Raw genomic sequence first — 18,937 nt, 5'->3', positions numbered from 1 at the left:
GGCAGCCCACCAGTATACGGCCGCACGCGGCCGAGAACGCCGGGCGGTCTAGACCCGCAGGTACCGCGCGATCGCCACGTTGGCCGAGATCGCCGCGAGGACGATCCCCACCACGATCAGGATCGGCACCACGATCAGCGCGTCGTCGACGCCCACGAACGACGTCAGCGGGATCCGGTACGCGAGGAACCCCTGCACGAAGAAGACCACGATCGCCACGACCGCGACCCCCGCGAGGATCGAGCCGAGCAGCGCCGCGAACACGCCCTCGAGGATGAAGGGGGTCTGGATGAACCGGTTCGAGGCGCCCACGAGCCGCATGATGCCCAGCTCCCGTCTCCTCGAGAACGCCGACAATCGGATCGTCGTCGCGATCAGCAGCACCGCCGCCACGAGCATCAGCACCGCGATGCCGATGGCCGTGTAGCTGGCCGCGTTGAGGATCGAGAAGATCTGGTCGAGGTACTGCTTCTGATCCGTGACGCTCTCGACCCCCGAGACGCTGGACAGGCTCTCCACGAGCACGTCCGACTGCGTCGGGTCCTTCAGGTTGATCCAGAAGGTCTGGTTGAGCAGGTCGGGCGTGACGTACTCGGCGACCGGGTTCCCGGCGAACTGCTCCTGGAAGTTCGCGTAGGCCTGGTCGTGATCCTCGAAGTAGGAGCGGTCGATGTAGGGGGCGAGCGTCGCGCCCGCGAGCTGCGACTCGACGGTGTCGATCTGCTCCTGCGTCGCGTCGGAGCCGCTGCAGTTCGAGCCGCCGGAGGTGGCGGTGCACATGTACACCGCGACCTGGGCCTTGTCGTACCAGAAGTTCTTCATCTGGCCGATCTGCATCTGCAGCAGGATCGCGGTGCCGACGAAGGTGAGCGAGATGAAGGTCACCAGGATCACCGAGACGACCATGGAGACGTTGCGCCGGAGGCCGCTCGAGACCTCCGACCAGATCAGTGCGTATCTCACTTGACGGGTCCTACATCCTGCTGGTCGTCCCCGGACTCGTCGCCCTCGCCGGCGTGGGCGCGCAGCCCCAGGCGGGCCGCGAGCGACTCCTCGGGGAGGGCCCCGGTGTCGGCGGGGAGGTAGATCGGGCCGGTCTGGCTCTGCAGCTCGACCACGCGCGGCGAGGCGGGCGCCTCGGTCGGGGCGGGCGGCGGCGGCGGGACGACCGGGTTCGACTGGGTGGTGGGGCGCGCGGGAGCGACGTGGGTCTCGGGTGCGGCGGCCGAGCGGCGGCCCTCCGGGACGCGAGGCTGCGGCGCGGTCTGCTGCAGGCGCGGGCGCGCGAACGCGGCGCCGTGCTCGGGGAGCTCCGGCGCGGCGGCGGCGGGCGCCGGGGCACGGCGCAGGTCGACCTCCGGGACCTCGGCGGGCGCGAGGGCGCTCTCGGTGATCACGGGGACGGCGATCGAGGACGTGGTGGTCGGGTGGTCGTCGGCCGCGACGACCACGACGCCGTCGTGCACGACGGTGATGCTCTCGGTCTGGCCGTAGCCGCCCCGGCTCTCGTCGCGGACGATGCTGCCCGCCGAGAGCTCGATGACGCGGCGCTTCATCTGGTCGACGATGCCGGCCTCGTGGGTGGCCATGATCACGGTCGTGCCGCCGGCGTTGATCCGCTCGAGCAGCGCCATGATGCCGGCGCTGGTCGTCGGGTCGAGGTTTCCGGTCGGCTCGTCGGCGAGGAGGACTGCGGGCTTGTTGACCACGGCGCGGGCGATGGCCACGCGCTGCTGCTCGCCGCCGGAGAGCTCGTGCGGCAGGCGCGCGGCCTTGCCGGCGAGGCCCACCATCTTGAGCGTGTCGGGGACCGCCTCCTGGATGTAGCCCTTCGACTTGCCGATCACCTGCAGGCTGAAGGCGACGTTGTCGAAGACCGACTTGTTCGGGAGGAGCCGGAAGTCCTGGAACACCACGCCCATGTTGCGGCGGAAGTAGGGGACCTTGCGGCTCGAGATCTTGCCCAGGTTCTGCCCGAGCACGTGGATCGAGCCGGAGGAGGGCCGCTCCTCCTTGAGGATCAGGCGGAGGCAGCTGGACTTGCCGGACCCGGAGGCGCCGACGAGGAAGACGAACTCGCCCCGGAGGATCTCGAGATCGATGGCGTTGAGGGCGGGTCTCGTGCCACCCCGATACTGCTTGGAGACGTTGTCGAAGCGAATCATGTCGGTACGAGGGTAAGCGACGATCCCGGAGAGTGACCCGTCCGGCCGCCCGGCGCGCCGAGCGGCCGGCCCTTCGGCGGTCACGACCTGGGAGTCAGACGCCTCGCGACTCGCCGGGTCGCCGCACCAGGGCGACGACGAAGGAGCAGGCGGAGACGGTCGCGCAGGCGAGGAAAGCGATCGCGAGAGCCGACGACGCCCTCTGCGCCTCGGGAGCCGGCATCGACGTCGCCGCCTCCGTCCCGACGCTGACGAGCGACAGCCCGACGAGGAGGCAGACCGCCGCCGCGGCCGCCGTCGTCGCGATCACGGGGGCTGTGCTCCCCCCTCGCTCGGCACCCCACGCGCGCCCGAGGAGAGCGGCGGCTCCGAGCAGCAGCAGACCGGCGAGCGCCAGCGCCACCGCGAAGCCGACCCGCCACCCCTCGTCCGCCACGGCGTCGAACGCACCTGTCCGGTTGCCGATGACGGACGCGACGACGAACGCGGCCGCCGCCGCACCGAGCGCAGCGAGCCCGAGGAGAACGAGCCCCACCGGGCGCTCGGCCGGAGTGCCCCCGGGGGTCTCCCCGCCGGTCCGCTCCGCGGCGGGCCGGCGGGGAAGCGTGCTCACCGGCGATCGGCGGAGGGGGCGTCTCCCGGATCGCCGTCGACCGCCCCGGTCGGAACGACGCGAGCGGCGGCGTCGACGACGGCAGCGGCGTCCGCGACGGAACCGCCCGCGACGACGGCGCCCGTCTCCTCGGAGGGCAGCGCGAGGTCGCCCTCCGTGGGGAGGGACGCCCACTCGTCCTCGAGGACCAGCGCGAACAGCTCGGTGCCGTCGAACAGCGCGGCTCCGTCGACTCGGAGCCCGGCGCCGGTGACCGCTCCCGCAGAGGCACCCCCGACGACGTCCGCTGCTCGGGCGGGAGCGAGCGGGTTCGCGGGGGTCTCTCCGAGTCGCAGCGCGACGTCGTCCCCGAGGGCGTCGGAGAGCGACGTCTCGGAGGACAGCGGGAGGCCGGCGATCGGCTCGTCCGCCTGTGCCGGAGCGGCTGCCGCGAGGGCGAGCACGGCGCCCGCCCCGGCAGCGATCAGGAGAGGAGTCTTCGACATGGTTCCACCTTTCGTGAGAGAGTCTCGGATCGAGACGTTCTCAGGGTAGAACCGGTCGACGCTCAGGCCCTTCCGGGTTCGCGGAACGTCGGCTCCGCCTCGCGCTCGTGCTCCAGTGGGGCTCCCGGGCGGAGGGGGCCGGCCCGGCTCGCGCCGTGCCGCCGCGGGTCAGGCGGACTTGCGCCAGCGGATGCCCGCGGCGATGAAGCCGTCGAGGTCGCCGTCGAAGACGTGCGAGGGGTTGCCGACCTCGTGGTCGGTGCGGAGGTCCTTGACCATCTGGTACGGCGCGAGGACGTAGCTGCGCATCTGGTCGCCCCAGCTCGCCGTGATGTTGCCGGCCAGCTCCTTCTTGGTCGCGGCCTCCTGCTCCTTCTGCAGCAGCAGCAGGCGCGACTGCAGCACGCGCATGGCGGCCGCGCGGTTCTGGATCTGGCTCTTCTCGTTCTGCATCGAGACGACGAGGCCGGTGGGGAGGTGGGTCAGGCGCACCGCGGAGTCGGTCGTGTTGACCGACTGGCCGCCGGGGCCGGAGGAGCGGAAGACGTCGACGCGGATGTCGTTGTCCGGGATCTCGATCGCGCCGGCCTCCTCCATCAGCGGGATGACCTCGACCGCGGCGAAGGACGTCTGGCGCTTGCCCGCGGCGCCGAAGGGGCTCATCCGCACGAGGCGGTGGGTGCCGGCCTCGACGGAGAGGGTGCCGAAGGCGTAGGGCGCGTCGATCTGGAAGGTGGCGGACTTGATGCCGGCCTCCTCCGCGTAGCTCGCGTCCATCACGGTCGCGGGGTACTTGTGCTTCTCGGCCCAGCGGAGGTACATCCGCATCAGCATCTCGGCGAAGTCGGAGGCGTCGACACCGCCGGCTCCCGCGCGGATGGTGATGACGGCGGGGCGGTCGTCGTACTCGCCGTCGAGGAGGGTCTGCACCTCGAGCTCGCCCATGGTCTTCTGCAGGGCGTCGAGCTCGGCGATCGCCTCCTGCTCGGACTCGGCGTCATCGGCCTCGTTGGCCATCTCGACCAGGACCTCGAGGTCGTCCAGGCGCCGCTCGATCGCGGTGATCCGCGCCAGCTCGGACTGGCGGTGGCTCAGCGCACTGGTCACCTTCTGCGCGTTTTCGGTGTCGTCCCAGAGGTCGGGGACGCCCGCCTGCTCGTTCAGCTCCTTGATCTTCGAGCGGAGCTCGGCGACGTCGATGACGGCGAGGATGTCGGAGAAGGTGGAGCGGAGAGCAGTGATCTGCTCGGTGAAGTCGTTGTCCAGCATGGTGGCTCCAGACTACCGGGGGCGCCGGGGGTCACCGCGGGCGGCCGCCCGGGCGGCGCTTAGGATGGGGCTGGTGAGCAGCACCGCCGAGCGCCCCTTCCCCGTCGGGCCCCTCCTGCTCTCGACCTTCCTGCCGACGCTGCTCTTCTCCGTCGGCGAGGGCGCGATCATCCCGCTCCTCCCCGCCGTCGCCGGTGACCTCGGTGCGACGCTGGCGATCGCCGGCCTCGTCGCGGGAATGATCATGATCGGCGAGCTCGCGGGCGACATCCCGAGCGGCTGGATCGTCTCGCGGATCGGCGAGCGCGGCGCGATGCTCGGCGCCTCGGCCGCCTCGATCCTCGGCCTGGTGATCTGCCTCGTCTCGACCTCGTGGGTGACGCTCACCGTGGGCGTCTTCCTGATCGGCCTCGCGACGGCGGTCTTCGCGCTCGCCCGGCACGCCTTCATGACCTCGTTCGTGCCGATCAGCCACCGGGCGCGGGCGCTGTCCTCGCTCGCGGGGGTGTTCCGCGCGGGCTGGCTGATCGGCCCGTTCCTCGCCGCGGGGGTCGTGCACCTCAGCGGCTCGGTCGAGTCGATCTTCTGGGTGCACATCGCCTGCTGCGTGGCCGCGGTCGTCGTGCTGCTGCTCGTGCCGGACCCTGCGACGGTGCTGCGCCGCGCGGCGGCCGCCTCCGCCGCCGCCGACCCCGCGCTCGACTCCGCTGCCGAAGCCGCGGCCGCGGCCGTGCCGGAGTCCTCCCCCGGCCTGGTCCGCACCCTCCGCGCGCACCGCGGCGTGCTCGCGCGGATGGGCTCCGGCGCCGCCGTGATCGGCGCCCTGCGCGCGAGCCGGACGCTGATCCTCCCGCTCTGGGCGGTCAGCCTCGGCCTCGCCGAGACCGACACCGCGATCATCATCGGCATCGCCGGGGCCCTCGACTTCGCCCTCTTCTACGCGGGCGGGCAGGTGATGGACCGCTTCGGCCGCGGCGCCACGGCGATCCCGTCGATGATCGGCCTGGGGGTCGGGCACCTGCTGCTGGTGGCGACGCTCCTCGCCGCCGACCCGGTGCCCTGGTTCATCGCGGTGGCCTGCGTCCTCGCGGTGGCGAACGGGATCGGCTCGGGCATCCTGATGACGATCGCGGCGGATCTCGCACCGCCGAAGGATCCGGCGCCCTTCCTCGGGGCGTTCCGCTTCACCGGCGACGCGGGCAACGCCGCGGCGCCGATCGCGGTATCCGCGCTGACCGCGGCGGTCTCGCTGCCGTTCGCGGCGGGAGCGATGGGCGTGCTCGGGCTGGCCGGTGCCGCCGCGCTCTCGCGCTGGATCCCGCGGTACCTGCCGCACCGGCGCCCGCGCACCTGACCCGCAGCGCACCTGGCGGCCAGGCGGTCTCCGCGCGGGCCCCTGCTCGCGCTCCCCTCCTACACTGGACCGCGCACGCGGGAGTGGTGGAATGGCAGACACGCAGGATTTAGGTTCCTGTGCCGAGAGGCATGTGGGTTCGAGTCCCACCTTCCGCACCAGGGGCGACCGGGGCGACCGGCGTGGCGCGCCACCTTCGGGGGCCGCCCCGGCCGTCTTCCCGGTTTCGCCGGTACAGTGAGCGCGGTCGAGCCGCCGCAGACCGAGGATCGGCTGCGGCGTCGGCCGGCCGCACGGCACTGATCGACTGGAGAACCGTTGAACCACGCCGCCCTGATCCCCTGGCTGGACCCGGAGACGATCCTCACCTCCTTCGGTCCGTGGGGCGTGCTGGTCGTCTGCCTGATCGTCTTCGCCGAGACCGGCCTGCTGATCGGCTTCCTCTTCCCGGGCGACACCCTGCTGATCATCACGGGTCTGCTCGCGCACGAGAACGCCTCGAACGGCGGGCTGGGCGTCCCGATCTGGCTGATCTGCCTCGCGGTCGGCTTCTCGGCGTTCCTCGGCGGCGAGGTCGGCTACCTGATCGGGCACAAGGCCGGCCCGCGCATCTTCGAGCGAAAGGAGTCGGGCCTCTTCAGCGTCGAGAACGTCAAGCGCACCAACGCCTTCTTCGAGCGCTTCGGCGGCCTCGCCGTGATCCTCGCGCGATTCGTGCCGATCGTCCGCACCTTCGCGCCGATCGCCGCCGGCGTCGCCCACATGAACTACCGCAAGTACAGCCTGTACAACGCCATCGGCGCCCTGATCTGGGGCAGCGGCGTGACGCTGATCGGCTGGCTGCTCGCCTTCATCCCGCCCGTCGCCGACTTCGTCTCGCACTACATCGACGTGATCCTGATCGGCGCCGTGGCCCTCGCGATCATCCCGACCGCGTTCCACTTCTTCCAGCAGCGCCGCAAGGCCAGGCTCGCCGCCGACAAGGACACCGACGCGTCGGAGGCGAGCGCCCTCGTCCTCGACCCCACCGCCGTCGACGACGAGCGCCGCAAGCACTGACCGATCCTGCGAGATGCCACTTGTGCACGCTCGACACGGCGTGTCGCGTGCACAAGTGGCATCTCGCGGTCGGGAGGCTGCGCCCCCGATCAGGAGAGGGTGGTCGCCAGGGCCGCCAGCTCGGCTCGGAGGGCGGTGAAGGCCCGTGCTCGGTGGCTGCGGGCGTTCTTCTCGGCGGGGGCGATCTCGGCGGCCGAGAGGGCCGAGTCGGCGGGGACGAAGACCGGGTCGTAGCCGTGGCCGTTCGTGCCGCGCGGACCGGCGGCGATGGCGCCGTCCCAGCGGCCCTCGACCACGATCTCGCGGCCACCGGGCAGGACCGACTCGGGGACGACCAGCGCGATCGTGCAGACGAAGTGCGCGCCGCGGTGCTCCGGCTTCACGTCGGCCAGCTGCGCGAGCAGCAGCTCGTGGTTCGCGACCGCGTCGTGCGGGCGGCCCGACCAGCGCGCCGAGAAGATGCCCGGGGAGCCGCCGAGCACGTCGACGCAGAGGCCGGAGTCGTCGGCGAGCGCGACGAGGCCGGTGTGCGCCGCCGCAGCCCGCGCCTTGATCAGCGCGTTCTCGGTGAAGGAGACGCCGTCCTCGACCGGCTCCGGTCCGTCGTAGGCGCGGACGCCGACGCCCGGCAGCGCGCCGGCCAGCATCGCCCGGAACTCCTCGACCTTGCCCGCGTTGTGGGTGGCGAGGACGAGGTCGAGGCTCACGCGTCCTGCCCCGCGGCGAGCGCCTCGGTCTGGAAGCGGGCCAGGTCGGCCGCGCCGCCGACCGCGAGGTCGAGCAGCGCGTCGAGCTCGCGGCGGTCGAAGGGGGCGCCCTCGGCGGTGCCCTGCACCTCGACGAAGAGGCCGCGGCCGGTGACGACGACGTTCATGTCGGTCTCCGCGCGCACGTCCTCGACGTACGCGAGGTCGAGCATCGGGACGCCGTCGATGATGCCGACGGAGACCGCCGACAGGCTGTCGATCAGCGGCTGCGCCTTCTGGCCGACGTACTTCTTGCCGCGGGCCCACTCGATCGCGTCGACCATCGCCACGTACGCGCCGGTGATCGCCGCGGTGCGGGTGCCGCCGTCGGCCTGGAGGACGTCGCAGTCGATCACGATCGTGTTCTCGCCGAGCGCCTTCGTGTCGACGACGGCGCGGAGGCTCCGGCCGATCAGCCGGGAGATCTCGTGGGTGCGCCCGCCGACCTTGCCCTTGACGGCCTCGCGGTCCATCCGGGAGTTGGTGGCGCGGGGCAGCATCGCGTACTCCGCGGTGACCCAGCCCTTGCCCTTGCCCTGCAACCAGCGCGGGACGCCGTTCGTGAAGGACGCGGTGCAGAGCACCCTGGTGTTCCCGTAGGAGATCAGCGCCGAGCCCTCGGCCTGGGTGCTCCAGCCGCGCTCGATGGTGATCGCGCGCAGCTCGTCGGGCGCGCGGCCGTCCTTGCGCTTGACGGTCGGCTGGGCGGCGGTGCTGTCGGTCACTCGGGTCTCCCTGGAGTCGTGCGGCGCGCGGCCCGGTCGAGCTCGCGCAGGTTGATCGTGCCGGTCTCGACGAGGTCGACGCTCGAGACCTCGGGGCCGAGGAAGCGCCGGGCGAGGCGGACGAAGTCGCTCGACCCGGTCTCCTCCCAGCGGTAGGTCGGCGGGGCGGCGGCGGTGCGCTGCAGCCCGTGCGCCACGAGCGTGCGGTAGACGTCGAGCGCGGTCTCCTCGGCGCTCGAGACCAGCCGGACGTCGGGCCCCATCACGTAGGCGATGGCGCCGCGCAGCAGCGGGTAGTGCGTGCAGCCGAGCACGAGGGTGTCGACGCCCGCCTGCTTCAGCGGCGCGAGGTACTCCTCGGCGAGCGCCAGCAGCTCGTCGCTCCAGGTGACGCCGGCCTCGACGAACTCGACGAAGCGCGGGCAGGCGGCGGTGACCAGCTCGAGGTCCGGTGCGGCGACGAAGGCGTCGTCGTAGGCGCGCGAGCGGATCGTGCCGACGGTGCCGATCACGCCGACGCGGCGGTTGCGGGTGTCGCGGACGGCGCTGCGGACGGCGGGCTGGATGACCTCGATCACCGGGATGCCGCGGCCGATCGTGTAGCGCTCGCGCGCGTCCCGCATCATCGCGGCAGAGGCGGTGTTGCAGGCGATCACCAGCAGCTTCGCGCCCTGGTCGACCAGTGTGTCCAGGGTGTCGAGGGCGTATGCGCGGACGTCGGCGAGGGGCTTGGGCCCGTAGGGCGAGTGCGCGGTGTCGCCGAGGTAGACGATCGACTCGTTCTGCAGCTGGTCGATCACGGCGCGGGCGACGGTGAGTCCGCCGACGCCGGAGTCGAAGATGCCGAGGGGTGCGTCCGTCACGGAGGAAGAGCCTACCCGCGCCCGGGGAGGGTGCCCCGTGCGGGGAACGGTGCATGGAACACTGGTCGGATGGACGCGACGGCCTTCCTCACCGACCGCTACGAGCTGACGATGGTCGAGGGCGCTCTCGGCAGCGGCACCGCCGACCGGCGCTGCATGTTCGAGGTCTTCGCCCGCAGCCTCCCGCCGGGCCGCCGCTACGGGATCCTCGCCGGCACCGGCCGCCTGCTCGAGCTGATCTCCCGCTTCCGCTTCGGCGACGCCGAGCTCGACTGGCTGCGGGAGAACCGCGTCGTCGACACCCGCACGATGGACTGGCTGGCCGACTACCGCTTCCAGGGCGACATGTGGGGCTACCGCGAGGGCGAGGTCTACCTCCCCGGCTCCCCCGTGCTGATCGTCGAGGCGCCCTTCGCCGAGGGCGTGCTGCTCGAGACGCTGGTGCTGAGCGTGCTCAACCACGACAGCGCGGTGGCGAGCGCCGCGGCCCGGATGGTCTCCGCGGCCGACGGCCGCCCGCTGGCCGAGATGGGCTCCCGCCGGGCCGGCGAGCGCTCGGCGGTCGCCGCCGCGCGCGCCGCGCACATCGCCGGCTTCGGCGCGACCTCGAACCTCGAGGCGGGCCGCAGCTGGGGCGTGCCGACGATGGGCACCTCCGCGCACGCGTTCACCCTGCTGCACGACTCCGAGGAGGACGCCTTCCGCGCGCAGGTCGCCGCGCTCGGGCCGGGCACGACGCTCCTCGTCGACACCTACGACGTCACCGCCGCGGTGGACCTCGCCGTCCGCGTCGCGGGCACCTCGCTCGGCGCCGTGCGGATCGACTCGGGCGATCTCCCCCAGCAGGTCGCCGCCGTCCGCGCCCAGCTGGACGGGCTCGGCGCCACCGGCACCAGGATCACCGTCACGAACGACCTGGACGAGTACGGCATCGCGGCGCTGGCCGCCTCCCCCGTCGACTCCTACGGCGTGGGCACCTCGGTCGCGACCGGCTCCGGCCACCCCACCGCGGGCATGGTCTACAAGCTCGTCGCGCACGAGGACGACGCGGGCGAGTGGGTCTCGGTCGCCAAGAAGTCAGCGGCGAAGGCCTCCATCGGCGGGCGCAAGTCCGCGGGGCGGCGCCTGACCGAGGACGGCATCGCCGTCGAGGAGGTCGTGCACGTCGGTGCCGGGCCCGAGGGCGCGGTCGGCGAGGACGAGCGCGCACTGCTGGTGCCGCTGATCGAGGACGGCCGGATCCGCGAGGAGCACCTCGGTGCGGCGGGTGTCGTCGCCGCACGCGAGCACCGCGCGAACGCCGTGATCGAGCTGCCGCAGGACGCGCTGCGTCTCGGCCGCGGCGACCCGGTGATCCCGACCCGCTACGCCTGAGCGGAACGGTTCCGGAGCGGGGCGGACCCGGAGCGGGACGGGCCCGGCTCTCGAGGGGGCCGGGCCGCGCGCCCTACTTCATCCGGGCGTAGATCTCCTTGCAGGAGGGGCAGACCGGGAACTTCTCCGGGTCGCGGCCCGGCAGCCACTTCTTGCCGCAGAGGGCGCGGACGGGCTTGCCGGTCATCGCGCTCTCGAGGATCTTGTCCTTCGGCACGTAGTGGGAGAAGCGCTCGTGGTCGCCCGGCTCGATCGTCTCCTGGTTGAGGAGCTCCTCGAGTTCGCGGTCGAGGGTGGCGGTTCCTCCGCCTCCCTCGAGGGGGTCGGTGCTGCTGTTCTCGAATCGGGACGTCATGGCTCCGATCCTACGCTCGGAGCGCGGGAGCGGGCGGGGCCCGCTGAGGCTCAGTAGCGGCTGGTGAACGAGACCAGCTCGGCCGCGCGGCGGTCGAAGAGGAAGCCGCCGAGCAGCACGCCCAGGGCGAAGACGCCGACCGCGCTGCCGAGGCCCGCGAGGATCGCCTGGTCCCGGTCGCCCTCGAAGAACAGGGTCTGCACCGCCAGCACGACGGCCGGCGCGGAGAGCAGCAGCCCGAGGCCGAACGCGAGCGCCTGCGAGCCGGCCCCGCTCGCTCCCGGCGCCTGCGGCTGGACGAAGGCGCTGTCGCCGGGACGCGGCGCCGGGTAGGCGAGCCGCGCGGAGAGAGCGCTCGCGACCCCCGCGGGCACCAGGAGCAGCGCGGCGTTCACCGCGAGCAGGACCGGCAGCGCATCGTCGAGGCCGGACGTGGCACTGCTGACGAGCGAGCCGAGCACGACGACCGGCAGGCCGAGCAGCAGCGTCGGGAAGGCGCGGCCGAGCCGGTCCGACCAGCCGCGCACCCCGGCGGCGGCGTGCAGCCAGAAGGCCGAGCCGTCGTAGGCGACGTCGTTGTGCAGGAACCAGCCGAGGAACAGCGCGACGAGCGGGACGGGCAGCAGCGAGAGCAGCTGGAACGGCACTCCCACCAGGGCCAGCAGCACCACGGCGAGCACCGGGAGCAGCGGCACGGCGACGAGCGACGCCTGATAGCGGGGGTCCCGGAGCCAGTAGGTCGTGCTCCGCGCGGCGATGGCACCGGTGCGGCTGCCGCCGAGGACGTCGAACCAGCCCAGGCGGAGCCCCCGCGGCGGCCGGGAGGTGCGCTCGGGGCGAACGGTCAGCGCGCGGACGACCAGCCACCAGAGCGCCCCGGCGACGACGAGGGTGAGCAGCGCGGTCAGCAGCGGGCCGGCGACCGCCCCGGAGGCCGCGCTCGGCGCGATCGCCCAGGCGGCGCCGAACGGGGTGGGCGCGAGGACGGCGGCAAGCCGCTCCAGCGCCTCGGAGCCCTCGCCGCCCCAGTCGAGTCCGGTGGTGAGCACGAGCGCGACCGGCGCGGTGAGCAGGAGGACGAGGCCGAGCACCGCGAGCAGCTCCCGCGCAGTGCGGGAGGGCACCAGCGCCGACGAGGCGGCGAGGCCGATCCTGGCCAGCAGCGCCGCGGTCAGCACGCCGAGCAGCGGGCCGAGCACCGCCAGCAGTCCGGCGCCCGGGAAGAGCCGGATCGACGCCGCACCCAGGACGACGAGCGCGAGCACGGGGAGCGAGGCGAGCCCGGCCAGCGCGAGAGCGGCCGCGAGCCGGCCGCTCGGGATGCCGAAGAGCCGGAACGCCCGCGGGTCCATCGGATCCTTCGGTCCGAGCAGGAACGGGAGCACCAGGAAGCCGAGCGTGACGACCGCTCCCCCGGCGACGACGGCGTCGTCCGCGAGCCAGGAGCCGGGCTCGAGCGTGCCGAGGCCGGCCAGGAGCGCCGCGGTCGCCACGACGACGACGAGCACTCCGAGCAGGGCGCCGCCCGCGTGTCGCGCGCCCGAGCGGAAGGCGCCGAGCAGGACGTCGAGCCTCAGCCGGAGAAGTCGTGCAGCCACTGCAGCCCCTCGGCGATCTGCTTGCCGCCCGCGAGCTCGAGGAAGCGCTCCTCGAGCGTCGCGGTGCCGGCGACCTCCTCGACGGACCCGGCGGCGAGAACCTTGCCGCCCACGATCACGGCGACGTCGTCGCAGACGCGCTCGATGAAGTCGAGGCCGTGGCTGGAGAGGACGACGGTGCCGCCGCCCGCGACGAAGCGGCGCAGCACGGTGATCACGGCCGCGGAGGAGACCGGGTCGACCGACTCGAACGGCTCGTCGAGCACCAGGACGCGGGGCGCGTGGATCATGGCGCCGGCCAGCGCGACCTTCTTGGCCATGCCGGCCGAGTAGTCGGAGATGAGGCGCTCGAGCGCGTCGGTCAGGCCGAGCGCCTCGGCGAGCTCGACCGTGCGCTGCTTGGCGGTCTTCCGGTCGATCCCGCGCAGCGCGGCGGAGTAGTAGAGGAACTGCGCGCCGGTCAGCCGGTCGAACAGGCGCAGACGGTCGGGCAGGACGCCGATCAGCGGCTTCGCGGCGCGCGGGTCCTTCCAGACGTCGACGCCGTGCACGAGCACGCGGCCGGTGTCGGGGCGGAGGAGGCCGGTCATCATCGACAGCGTCGTGGTCTTGCCCGCGCCGTTCGGGCCGATGATCCCGTAGAAGGTGCCGGCGCGGACGGCGAGGTCGATGCGGTCGACCGCGACCGTGCGCCCGAAGGTGCGGGTGAGGGCGTGCAGCTCGAAGACGACGGGGTGCTCGGGGTCGGCGGGCTGGGCGGTCTCGGGCTGCTGCGAGGCGTCGGCCGTCCGCGCGGGAGCGGCCGGGGCCGCCGCCTCCGTCGCGACGGATTCTGCGGGAGTCGGCGACTCGGCGGGCGGAGCGCCGTCGCGCTCGGATTCCTCGGCGTTCGTCGCGGACGTCATCCGGCTACGGTACCAAGTCGCTCCGGACGGGGACGGGGCGCGCCGGGCCCTGTGGAGAGGAGCCTCCGATCCATCGCGCCGACACGGCTCCTGGCAACCCCTGGCCTTCGAAGGCGTGCACAGTACACTAAGTGGTGACCCAGGAAGCGATCAGGTCGCTGCACGCCGGTTAAGGATCGCTACGCGGCGGTGAACACATCGTTCCGCCGCGATCGACGCGAGGAGAACCCATGACGAGCAAGCCCTTCCCGACCGCCCCCGCCGGCGGCTCCACCGGTGCGCCCGCCTCCGTCGTCATCCTCGCCGCAGGCATGGGCAGCCGGCTCGGCCGCTCCCTGCCGAAGCCGCTGACGCCGCTGAGCGACGGCCGCACGATCATGCAGCAGCAGTTCGACAACATCCACCACGCCTTCGGCACGAAGGTGCCGGTGAGCATCGTCGTCGGCTACAAGCTCGAGCACATCATCGAGGCGTTCCCCTCGGCGACGTTCGTCTACAACGAGCAGTACGACCAGACCAACACCTCGAAGAGCCTCCTCCGCGCACTGCAGGCCTCGGGCCAGGGCGGCGTGCTCTGGATGAACGGCGACGTCGTCTTCGACCCGCGGATCCTCGACCGCACCGCGGACCTCATCGCGAAGGACGTCTCCTTCGTCACCGTCAACACCGCGAAGGTGTCCGACGAGGAGGTCAAGTACACGACCAGCGCCGAGGGCTACATCGACGAGCTGTCCAAGACCGTCAAGCGCGGTCTCGGCGAGGCCGTCGGGATCAACTACGTCTCGGCCGCGGACAAGCCGGCGCTCATCCGCCAGCTGGCCCGGGTCGACGCCCAGGACTACTTCGAGCGTGGAATAGAGTTGGCGATCGAGCAGGACAGACTGCTCGTCGAGCCGATGGACATCTCCGACCTCTACGCCGTCGAGGTGGACTTCGCCGAGGATCTCGAGCGGGCGAACCTCTTCGTCTGAGGCTCGCGTCTCGTCCGGCTCGATCCGAGCCGGTCGAGAGGAGTCGCCTGCCGTGAGCAGCCCCGCACGCGTCGACGCCGGTGCGACCGCCCTGCGTCCGCACCGCTCGCGGGCCTGGCGCTATCGGCACTCGCTCTGGCTGCTGACCAAGCGCGACCTCACGGTCCGGTACGCCACCAGCGCGCTCGGCTACGTGTGGTCGGTGCTCGACCCGCTGGTGATGTCGGGCATCTACTACTTCGTCTTCACCGTCGTCTTCAAGCGCACCGTCGGCGAGGACCCGTACATCGTCTTCCTGCTCGCGGGCCTGCTGCCGTGGATGTGGTTCAACCAGGCGACCTCCGACGCGACGCGGGCCTTCCTCCGCGAGGCGAAGCTCGTGCGCTCCACATCGATCCCGCGCACCATCTGGGTCGGCCGGATCGTGCTGTCCAAGGGCATCGAGTTCGTGGCGAGCCTGCCGGTGCTCGTGCTCTTCGCGGTCGTCGCGGGAGCGGGCGTGACGCCGGCGATCCTGCTCTTCCCGCTCGCGATCCTGCTCCAGGGCGTGCTCACGCTCGGCGTGGGCCTCCTGGTCGCCCCGCTCGTCGTGTTCTTCCGCGACCTCGAGCGCGCGATCAAGCTGGTGCTGCGCTTCCTCTTCTACGCCTCGCCGATCATCTACTCGACGGCGAACCTGCCCGACGCGATCCGGCCGTGGGCCGCGCTGAACCCCCTCAGCGGGATCTTCGCGCTCTACCGCTCCACCTTCTTCGCGAGCGAGCTCGACCTGCCGCTCATCCTCACCTCCGTGCTCATCTCGTTCCTCGTGCTCGGTCTCGGCCTGATCGTCTTCCGCCGCTCCGAGCGCGCGGTGCTGAAGGAGCTGTGAGCGTGGACGCCCCCGACCGCGCTTCCGGCGGCGACTCCCTCGCCGGCCGCGCTCCCGCCGGGGACTCCCCTGTCGTGATCGAGTGCCGGGGTCTCGGGATCCGGTTCCGGCGGAACCGCCGCGGCCGTCGCTCCTTCAAGGACCTCTTCTCCCGCGGGACGCGGCGCTCGCGACCCGGCGAGTTCTGGGCCCTGCGCGGCCTCGACGTCCGGGTGCACGCGGGCGAGGCGATCGGCGTCGTCGGCCGGAACGGCCAGGGCAAGTCGACGCTGCTGAAGCTCGTCGCCGGGGTCGTGCTGCCGGACGAGGGCGTGGTCGAGGTCCGCGGCGGAGTCGCTCCGCTGATCGAGATCACCGGCGGCTTCGTCGCCGACCTCAGCGTCCGGGAGAACGTCTACCTGACCGCGGGGCTGCACGGCATGTCCAAGCGCGAGGTCGACGACCGGTTCGACTCGATCATCGAGTTCGCCGAGATCGGCGACTTCCTGGACACCCCGTACAAGCACCTCTCCAGCGGGATGAAGGTCCGGATCGCGTTCTCGGTGGTGTCGCGGCTCGAGGAGCCGATCATCCTGGTCGACGAGGTCCTCGCGGTGGGCGACAAGGCCTTCCGCGAGAAGTGCTACGCCCGGATCGAGGAGCTGCTCGCGGCCGGCCGGACGCTCTTCTTCGTCTCGCACAACGAGCGCGACCTCCGCCGCTTCTGCACCCGCGGGCTCTACCTGGACAAGGGCGCGCTGGTCCTCGACGCACCGATCGATCAGGTTCTCGCCCGGTATTCTGAGGACTACGCGCCGAAAGCGCAGCCCGCCGCGGAGTGACCGGCAGTCCGAGCCGCACGGCCCGGAGCTCGTCGTGACAGCGCGACGCGCGGGTCCTCACGACGCAGGAGTGCAGACATGTCCTCGAAGAAGGACCGCAAGGACCGCGACGAGCTCGAGCAGGCCGGCGCCGCCGACGTCGAGAACGCGCAGCTGGCCCGGATCCTGGACCGCGTCCTCGCCGTCCAGCGGCCCGCGGTCCTCGCGAACATCCGGGCGCTGCGGCGTCGCCGGCCGAACGCGACTCCCGAGCAGTTGATCACCTCCCTCGAGCGCCAGTACCTCTCCAGCGTCGCCGCCGGCGGCGCAGCCATCGGAGCGACCGCGGTCGTCCCCGGGATCGGCACCGCCGCGTCCGTCGCGCTCTCCGGCGCCGGTGCGATCGGCTTCCTCGAGGCGAGCGCCCTCTTCGCGCAGTCGGTCACCGAGGTGCACGGCATCCGCCTCGAGGACCCGGACCGCGCCCGCGCCCTCGTGCTCACGCTGATGATGGGCTCCTCCGGCAGCGAGCTGGTGCGCCAGGTCGCCGGGCACGCGACCGGCACCAGCACCGGGATGAACCAGTACTGGGGTTCGGTGGTGACCAAGGGGCTGCCGTCGTTCCTCGTGGGCGAGCTGGCCGACCGGGCCAAGAAGTCCTTCGCCAAGCACTTCCTCGCGCAGCAGGGCGCCGGGCTGGTCGGGCGGGCGATGCCGTTCGGGATCGGCGCCGCGCTGGGCGGCGTCGGCAACGCGATGCTCGGCCGCAAGGTCGTGCAGAGCGCGCGGGACGCGTTCGGTCCGGCCCCGCGCGAGTTCGGCAACACCTTCGTGCTCCCGCCGACGAAGGCGGAGCGGAAGGCGCTCGCGGCCGGTGCCGAGCCGCTCGAGCTGCACGTCCGCGACTACGGCGGGACCGGCGAGAAGATCGCCCTGCTGCTGCACGGCCTCGGCACGGACTCGCGGGTCTGGTACGCCCTGGTGCCGACGCTGCACGAGCACGGCTACCGCGTCGTCGCGCCCGACCTCGCCGGGCACGGCGGCTCGCCGAAGTCGCCGGCGTACTCGGTCGAGCACTGGGCGGAGGACGTGCGCGCCTCGGTGCTGCAGTCGCCCGACCTGGTGATCGGGCACGGCCTCGGCGCCGTCGTCGCCGCGCGGCTCGCCCCGGAGTACCGCGCCGAGCGGCTGATCCTGCTCGACCCCGCCTTCTCCGACGCGAAGGGGCTGACCAGCGCCCTGCGCCGCGGCGGCTCGATCGCCCACGTCGAGAAGGGCGACGCCGACGACCTGCGCCACCGCCACCCGATCTGGACTGACGAGCAGATCGAGCTCGACGTCTCGGCCCACGCGCTCTGGGACCCGGAGTCCGCCTCCGGCCTGACGGCGCGCGGCGCCGCCGAAGCGCCGGACGCCTTCCCGGTGCCGACGCTCGCTGTGCTGCCGGAGGACCCGCTGGGCCACTCCTCGCTCGGTGATGTGCTCGCCGACCACGGCGTGGAGGTCCGCACGATCCCCGGCGCGGGCGCCTCGATCCTCCGCGAGGACCGCGCGGCCCTCATCGCGGCGCTCGCCGACCGCCTCTAGCCTTCGGCGCCCGCAGGACGGAGGCTGAGCGTCCCGAACCAGCGGACCCGCTCGTGTTCGACGCACTCAGCCTTCGTCATGAGGACACCGGCCACCTGTGGAACGGAATCGACGGGTCGATCCGGCTTCCGGGGTCTCGATACGCCGCTCCGCGGCTGCTCGACCAACATGCCGGGGATGAGCGTCCGCCTCCCCACCGGCCGAGCCGCGCCATGCTGATCGAGTAGCGCCCGCAGGGCGCGTATCGAGATCCACCGACCGGACGACCTCGGCCGCGCAGCTCGGGCCGAACCGTTCTCCGGCCTCTCAACCCTCCTCGGGATGGGACCGGGGCCCGTCGAGCGGCGTCGCGAGGACGATCCGCACCAGCGGGCCTCCGTCGCGGTCCTCACCGGCGACGCGGAGCCCGATCTTCTCGGCGACGCGCTGGGAGGCGCTGTTCTCGGGATGGACGATCGCCACGAGGCGTTCCGCGAGGCCGCACCGTCGAGCCAGCTCGAGACAGGCGGTCGCGGCCTCCGTGGCGTAGCCCCGCCCCTGCAGGGAGGAGCGGACGTGGTAGCCGACCTCCAGCTCGGGGACGCCGTTGACGCTCTGCCAGGTCAGGCCGCAGTCCCCCACGAACTCGCGGTCCATGGTCTCGATGACCCACAGCCCGAAGCCGTCGCGCTCGTAGTTGCGCCGGTTCCAGGCGATCCAGGCGGCGGCGTCCGCGCGCGTCTTCGGGGCCGGGTAGTAGCGCATCACCTCGGGATCCCCGAGCAGCTCGGCCAGGAGATCCAGGTCCGCCTCGGTCATCTCGCGGAAGCGCAGGCGCGCGGTGTCGAACGGCAGCATCGGCGCCACGCTACCGGCACGGCACGCTCCCGCAGGTCTCGATACGCCGCCACCTGCGGCTGCGCCGCTCTGCGTCCAGAGGGATCGGAGGGCCGGACCAGGTGGGGGACGCGACCTGGAAGGACACTGTCCGACGACCGTTCAGTCGTGTCCACCCGGCCCGGTGAAGTCATCCGACCGGATCGCGAGATCCGGAAGGAGACACGACACGGTAACCATCGCCGAGCGGTTCGGACCAGGGGGCGCGGGGATCGGCACGGAGGGCAGCTGCATCACGTCGGTCCTCGAACTCGCCGGTCGAGTCCGGGAGCAGAGCGCGGAGCCGTTGCTTCCCTGTTGATCGAGTAGCCCGCGAAGCGG

General features: G+C 72.4%; 19 protein-coding genes and 1 tRNA gene. 8 read left to right on the top strand and 12 right to left on the bottom strand.

Features of this window, described 5'->3' with window-relative positions; genetic code table 11:
• Nucleotides 1-48 precede the first annotated feature (48 nt).
• From ftsX to prfB, 5 genes are all read right to left on the bottom strand, one after another.
• Entirely contained in the window at nt 49-963 is a 915-nt protein-coding gene (gene ftsX / locus MT353_RS18360) for a permease-like cell division protein FtsX (RefSeq protein WP_123737281.1), read from the bottom strand.
• The gene (gene ftsE, locus MT353_RS18355; protein WP_123737282.1) at nt 960-2,165 is read right to left on the bottom strand and encodes a cell division ATP-binding protein FtsE; all 1,206 of its coding nucleotides are present in this window, start codon (nt 2,163-2,165) and stop codon (nt 960-962) included. Before ftsE ends, ftsX begins: the two co-directional genes overlap by 4 nt.
• 94 nt (nt 2,166-2,259) lie before the next feature.
• Nucleotides 2,260-2,778 carry a hypothetical protein gene (locus tag MT353_RS18350; RefSeq protein WP_243625540.1) on the bottom strand — a complete coding sequence of 173 codons (519 nt, stop codon included), beginning with the start codon at nt 2,776-2,778 and terminating at the stop codon, nt 2,260-2,262.
• On the bottom strand, nt 2,775-3,263 hold the full coding sequence (locus MT353_RS18345) for a hypothetical protein (RefSeq protein WP_243625539.1): 489 nt from the start codon (nt 3,261-3,263) through the stop codon (nt 2,775-2,777). The genes MT353_RS18350 and MT353_RS18345 overlap by 4 nt, the downstream gene beginning before the upstream one ends.
• 168 nt (nt 3,264-3,431) lie before the next feature.
• Nucleotides 3,432-4,532: a peptide chain release factor 2 gene (gene prfB / locus MT353_RS18340; protein WP_243625538.1), complete on the bottom strand. Its 1,101-nt coding sequence runs from the start codon at nt 4,530-4,532 to the stop codon at nt 3,432-3,434.
• Between the two features lie 73 nt (nt 4,533-4,605).
• On the opposite strand from prfB, the gene MT353_RS18335 reads away from it, so the two are divergent.
• The 3 genes from MT353_RS18335 (at nt 4,606) to MT353_RS18325 (ending at nt 6,945) form a co-directional block, all read left to right on the top strand.
• On the top strand, nt 4,606-5,886 hold the full coding sequence (locus MT353_RS18335) for an MFS transporter (RefSeq protein ID WP_243625537.1): 1,281 nt from the start codon (nt 4,606-4,608) through the stop codon (nt 5,884-5,886).
• Nucleotides 5,887-5,963: 77 nt separating this feature from the next.
• A tRNA-Leu gene (locus MT353_RS18330) sits at nt 5,964-6,047 on the top strand.
• A 157-nt stretch (nt 6,048-6,204) separates the two neighbouring features.
• On the top strand, nt 6,205-6,945 hold the full coding sequence (locus MT353_RS18325; RefSeq protein WP_123737287.1) for a DedA family protein: 741 nt from the start codon (nt 6,205-6,207) through the stop codon (nt 6,943-6,945).
• 89 nt (nt 6,946-7,034) lie between these two features.
• Here MT353_RS18325 and rdgB read toward each other — a convergent pair whose 3' ends face one another.
• Genes rdgB through murI form a run of 3 tightly spaced genes read right to left on the bottom strand, consistent with a single transcriptional unit; the run spans nt 7,035 to nt 9,279 of the window.
• A complete protein-coding gene (rdgB, locus tag MT353_RS18320) occupies nt 7,035-7,652 on the bottom strand; it encodes an RdgB/HAM1 family non-canonical purine NTP pyrophosphatase (RefSeq protein WP_308197538.1) in 618 nt (205 codons plus the stop codon).
• A complete protein-coding gene (gene rph, locus MT353_RS18315) occupies nt 7,649-8,416 on the bottom strand; it encodes a ribonuclease PH (RefSeq protein WP_243598560.1) in 768 nt (255 codons plus the stop codon). The genes rdgB and rph overlap by 4 nt, the downstream gene beginning before the upstream one ends.
• Nucleotides 8,413-9,279 (bottom strand): glutamate racemase, encoded by an 867-nt coding sequence (murI, locus tag MT353_RS18310; RefSeq protein WP_132438493.1) that lies wholly within the window; start codon nt 9,277-9,279, stop codon nt 8,413-8,415. The genes rph and murI overlap by 4 nt, the downstream gene beginning before the upstream one ends.
• A 69-nt stretch (nt 9,280-9,348) precedes the next feature.
• Between murI and MT353_RS18305 the strand changes: the two genes are divergently transcribed.
• The gene (locus tag MT353_RS18305; RefSeq protein WP_243625536.1) at nt 9,349-10,653 is read left to right on the top strand and encodes a nicotinate phosphoribosyltransferase; all 1,305 of its coding nucleotides are present in this window, start codon (nt 9,349-9,351) and stop codon (nt 10,651-10,653) included.
• Nucleotides 10,654-10,726: 73 nt separating this feature from the next.
• Here the strand turns inward: MT353_RS18305 and MT353_RS18300 are convergent, their stop codons facing one another.
• The 3 genes from MT353_RS18300 to MT353_RS18290 are packed head-to-tail and all read right to left on the bottom strand — an operon-like array spanning nt 10,727 to nt 13,511.
• The gene (locus MT353_RS18300) at nt 10,727-11,008 is read right to left on the bottom strand and encodes a DUF3039 domain-containing protein (RefSeq protein WP_123448008.1); all 282 of its coding nucleotides are present in this window, start codon (nt 11,006-11,008) and stop codon (nt 10,727-10,729) included.
• Between the two features lie 50 nt (nt 11,009-11,058).
• Nucleotides 11,059-12,606 carry a hypothetical protein gene (locus MT353_RS18295; protein WP_243625535.1) on the bottom strand — a complete coding sequence of 516 codons (1,548 nt, stop codon included), beginning with the start codon at nt 12,604-12,606 and terminating at the stop codon, nt 11,059-11,061.
• Nucleotides 12,582-13,511 (bottom strand): ABC transporter ATP-binding protein, encoded by a 930-nt coding sequence (locus MT353_RS18290; RefSeq protein WP_243625534.1) that lies wholly within the window; start codon nt 13,509-13,511, stop codon nt 12,582-12,584. Before MT353_RS18290 ends, MT353_RS18295 begins: the two co-directional genes overlap by 25 nt.
• A gap of 230 nt (nt 13,512-13,741) precedes the next feature.
• On the opposite strand from MT353_RS18290, the gene MT353_RS18285 reads away from it, so the two are divergent.
• The 4 genes from MT353_RS18285 (at nt 13,742) to MT353_RS18270 (ending at nt 17,740) form a co-directional block, all read left to right on the top strand.
• Nucleotides 13,742-14,482 carry an NTP transferase domain-containing protein gene (locus MT353_RS18285; protein ID WP_123448011.1) on the top strand — a complete coding sequence of 247 codons (741 nt, stop codon included), beginning with the start codon at nt 13,742-13,744 and terminating at the stop codon, nt 14,480-14,482.
• Nucleotides 14,483-14,534: 52 nt separating this feature from the next.
• The gene (locus tag MT353_RS18280; RefSeq protein ID WP_372487873.1) at nt 14,535-15,353 is read left to right on the top strand and encodes an ABC transporter permease; all 819 of its coding nucleotides are present in this window, start codon (nt 14,535-14,537) and stop codon (nt 15,351-15,353) included.
• Nucleotides 15,354-15,427: 74 nt separating this feature from the next.
• On the top strand, nt 15,428-16,174 hold the full coding sequence (locus tag MT353_RS18275) for an ABC transporter ATP-binding protein (protein WP_123737310.1): 747 nt from the start codon (nt 15,428-15,430) through the stop codon (nt 16,172-16,174).
• Nucleotides 16,175-16,252: 78 nt separating this feature from the next.
• A complete protein-coding gene (locus MT353_RS18270) occupies nt 16,253-17,740 on the top strand; it encodes an alpha/beta fold hydrolase (protein ID WP_243625533.1) in 1,488 nt (495 codons plus the stop codon).
• Nucleotides 17,741-18,046: 306 nt separating this feature from the next.
• On the opposite strand, the gene MT353_RS18265 is transcribed toward MT353_RS18270, so the two are convergent.
• Complete coding sequence (locus tag MT353_RS18265; protein ID WP_243625532.1) at nt 18,047-18,577, bottom strand: GNAT family N-acetyltransferase; 531 nt, start codon at nt 18,575-18,577, stop codon at nt 18,047-18,049.
• Nucleotides 18,578-18,937 lie beyond the last annotated feature (360 nt).

The sequence above is a fragment of the Rathayibacter sp. VKM Ac-2927 genome (assembly GCF_022815525.1).
GTDB lineage: Bacteria > Actinomycetota > Actinomycetes > Actinomycetales > Microbacteriaceae > Rathayibacter > Rathayibacter festucae.
This window is presented reverse-complemented; position numbering and strand designations above follow the sequence as displayed.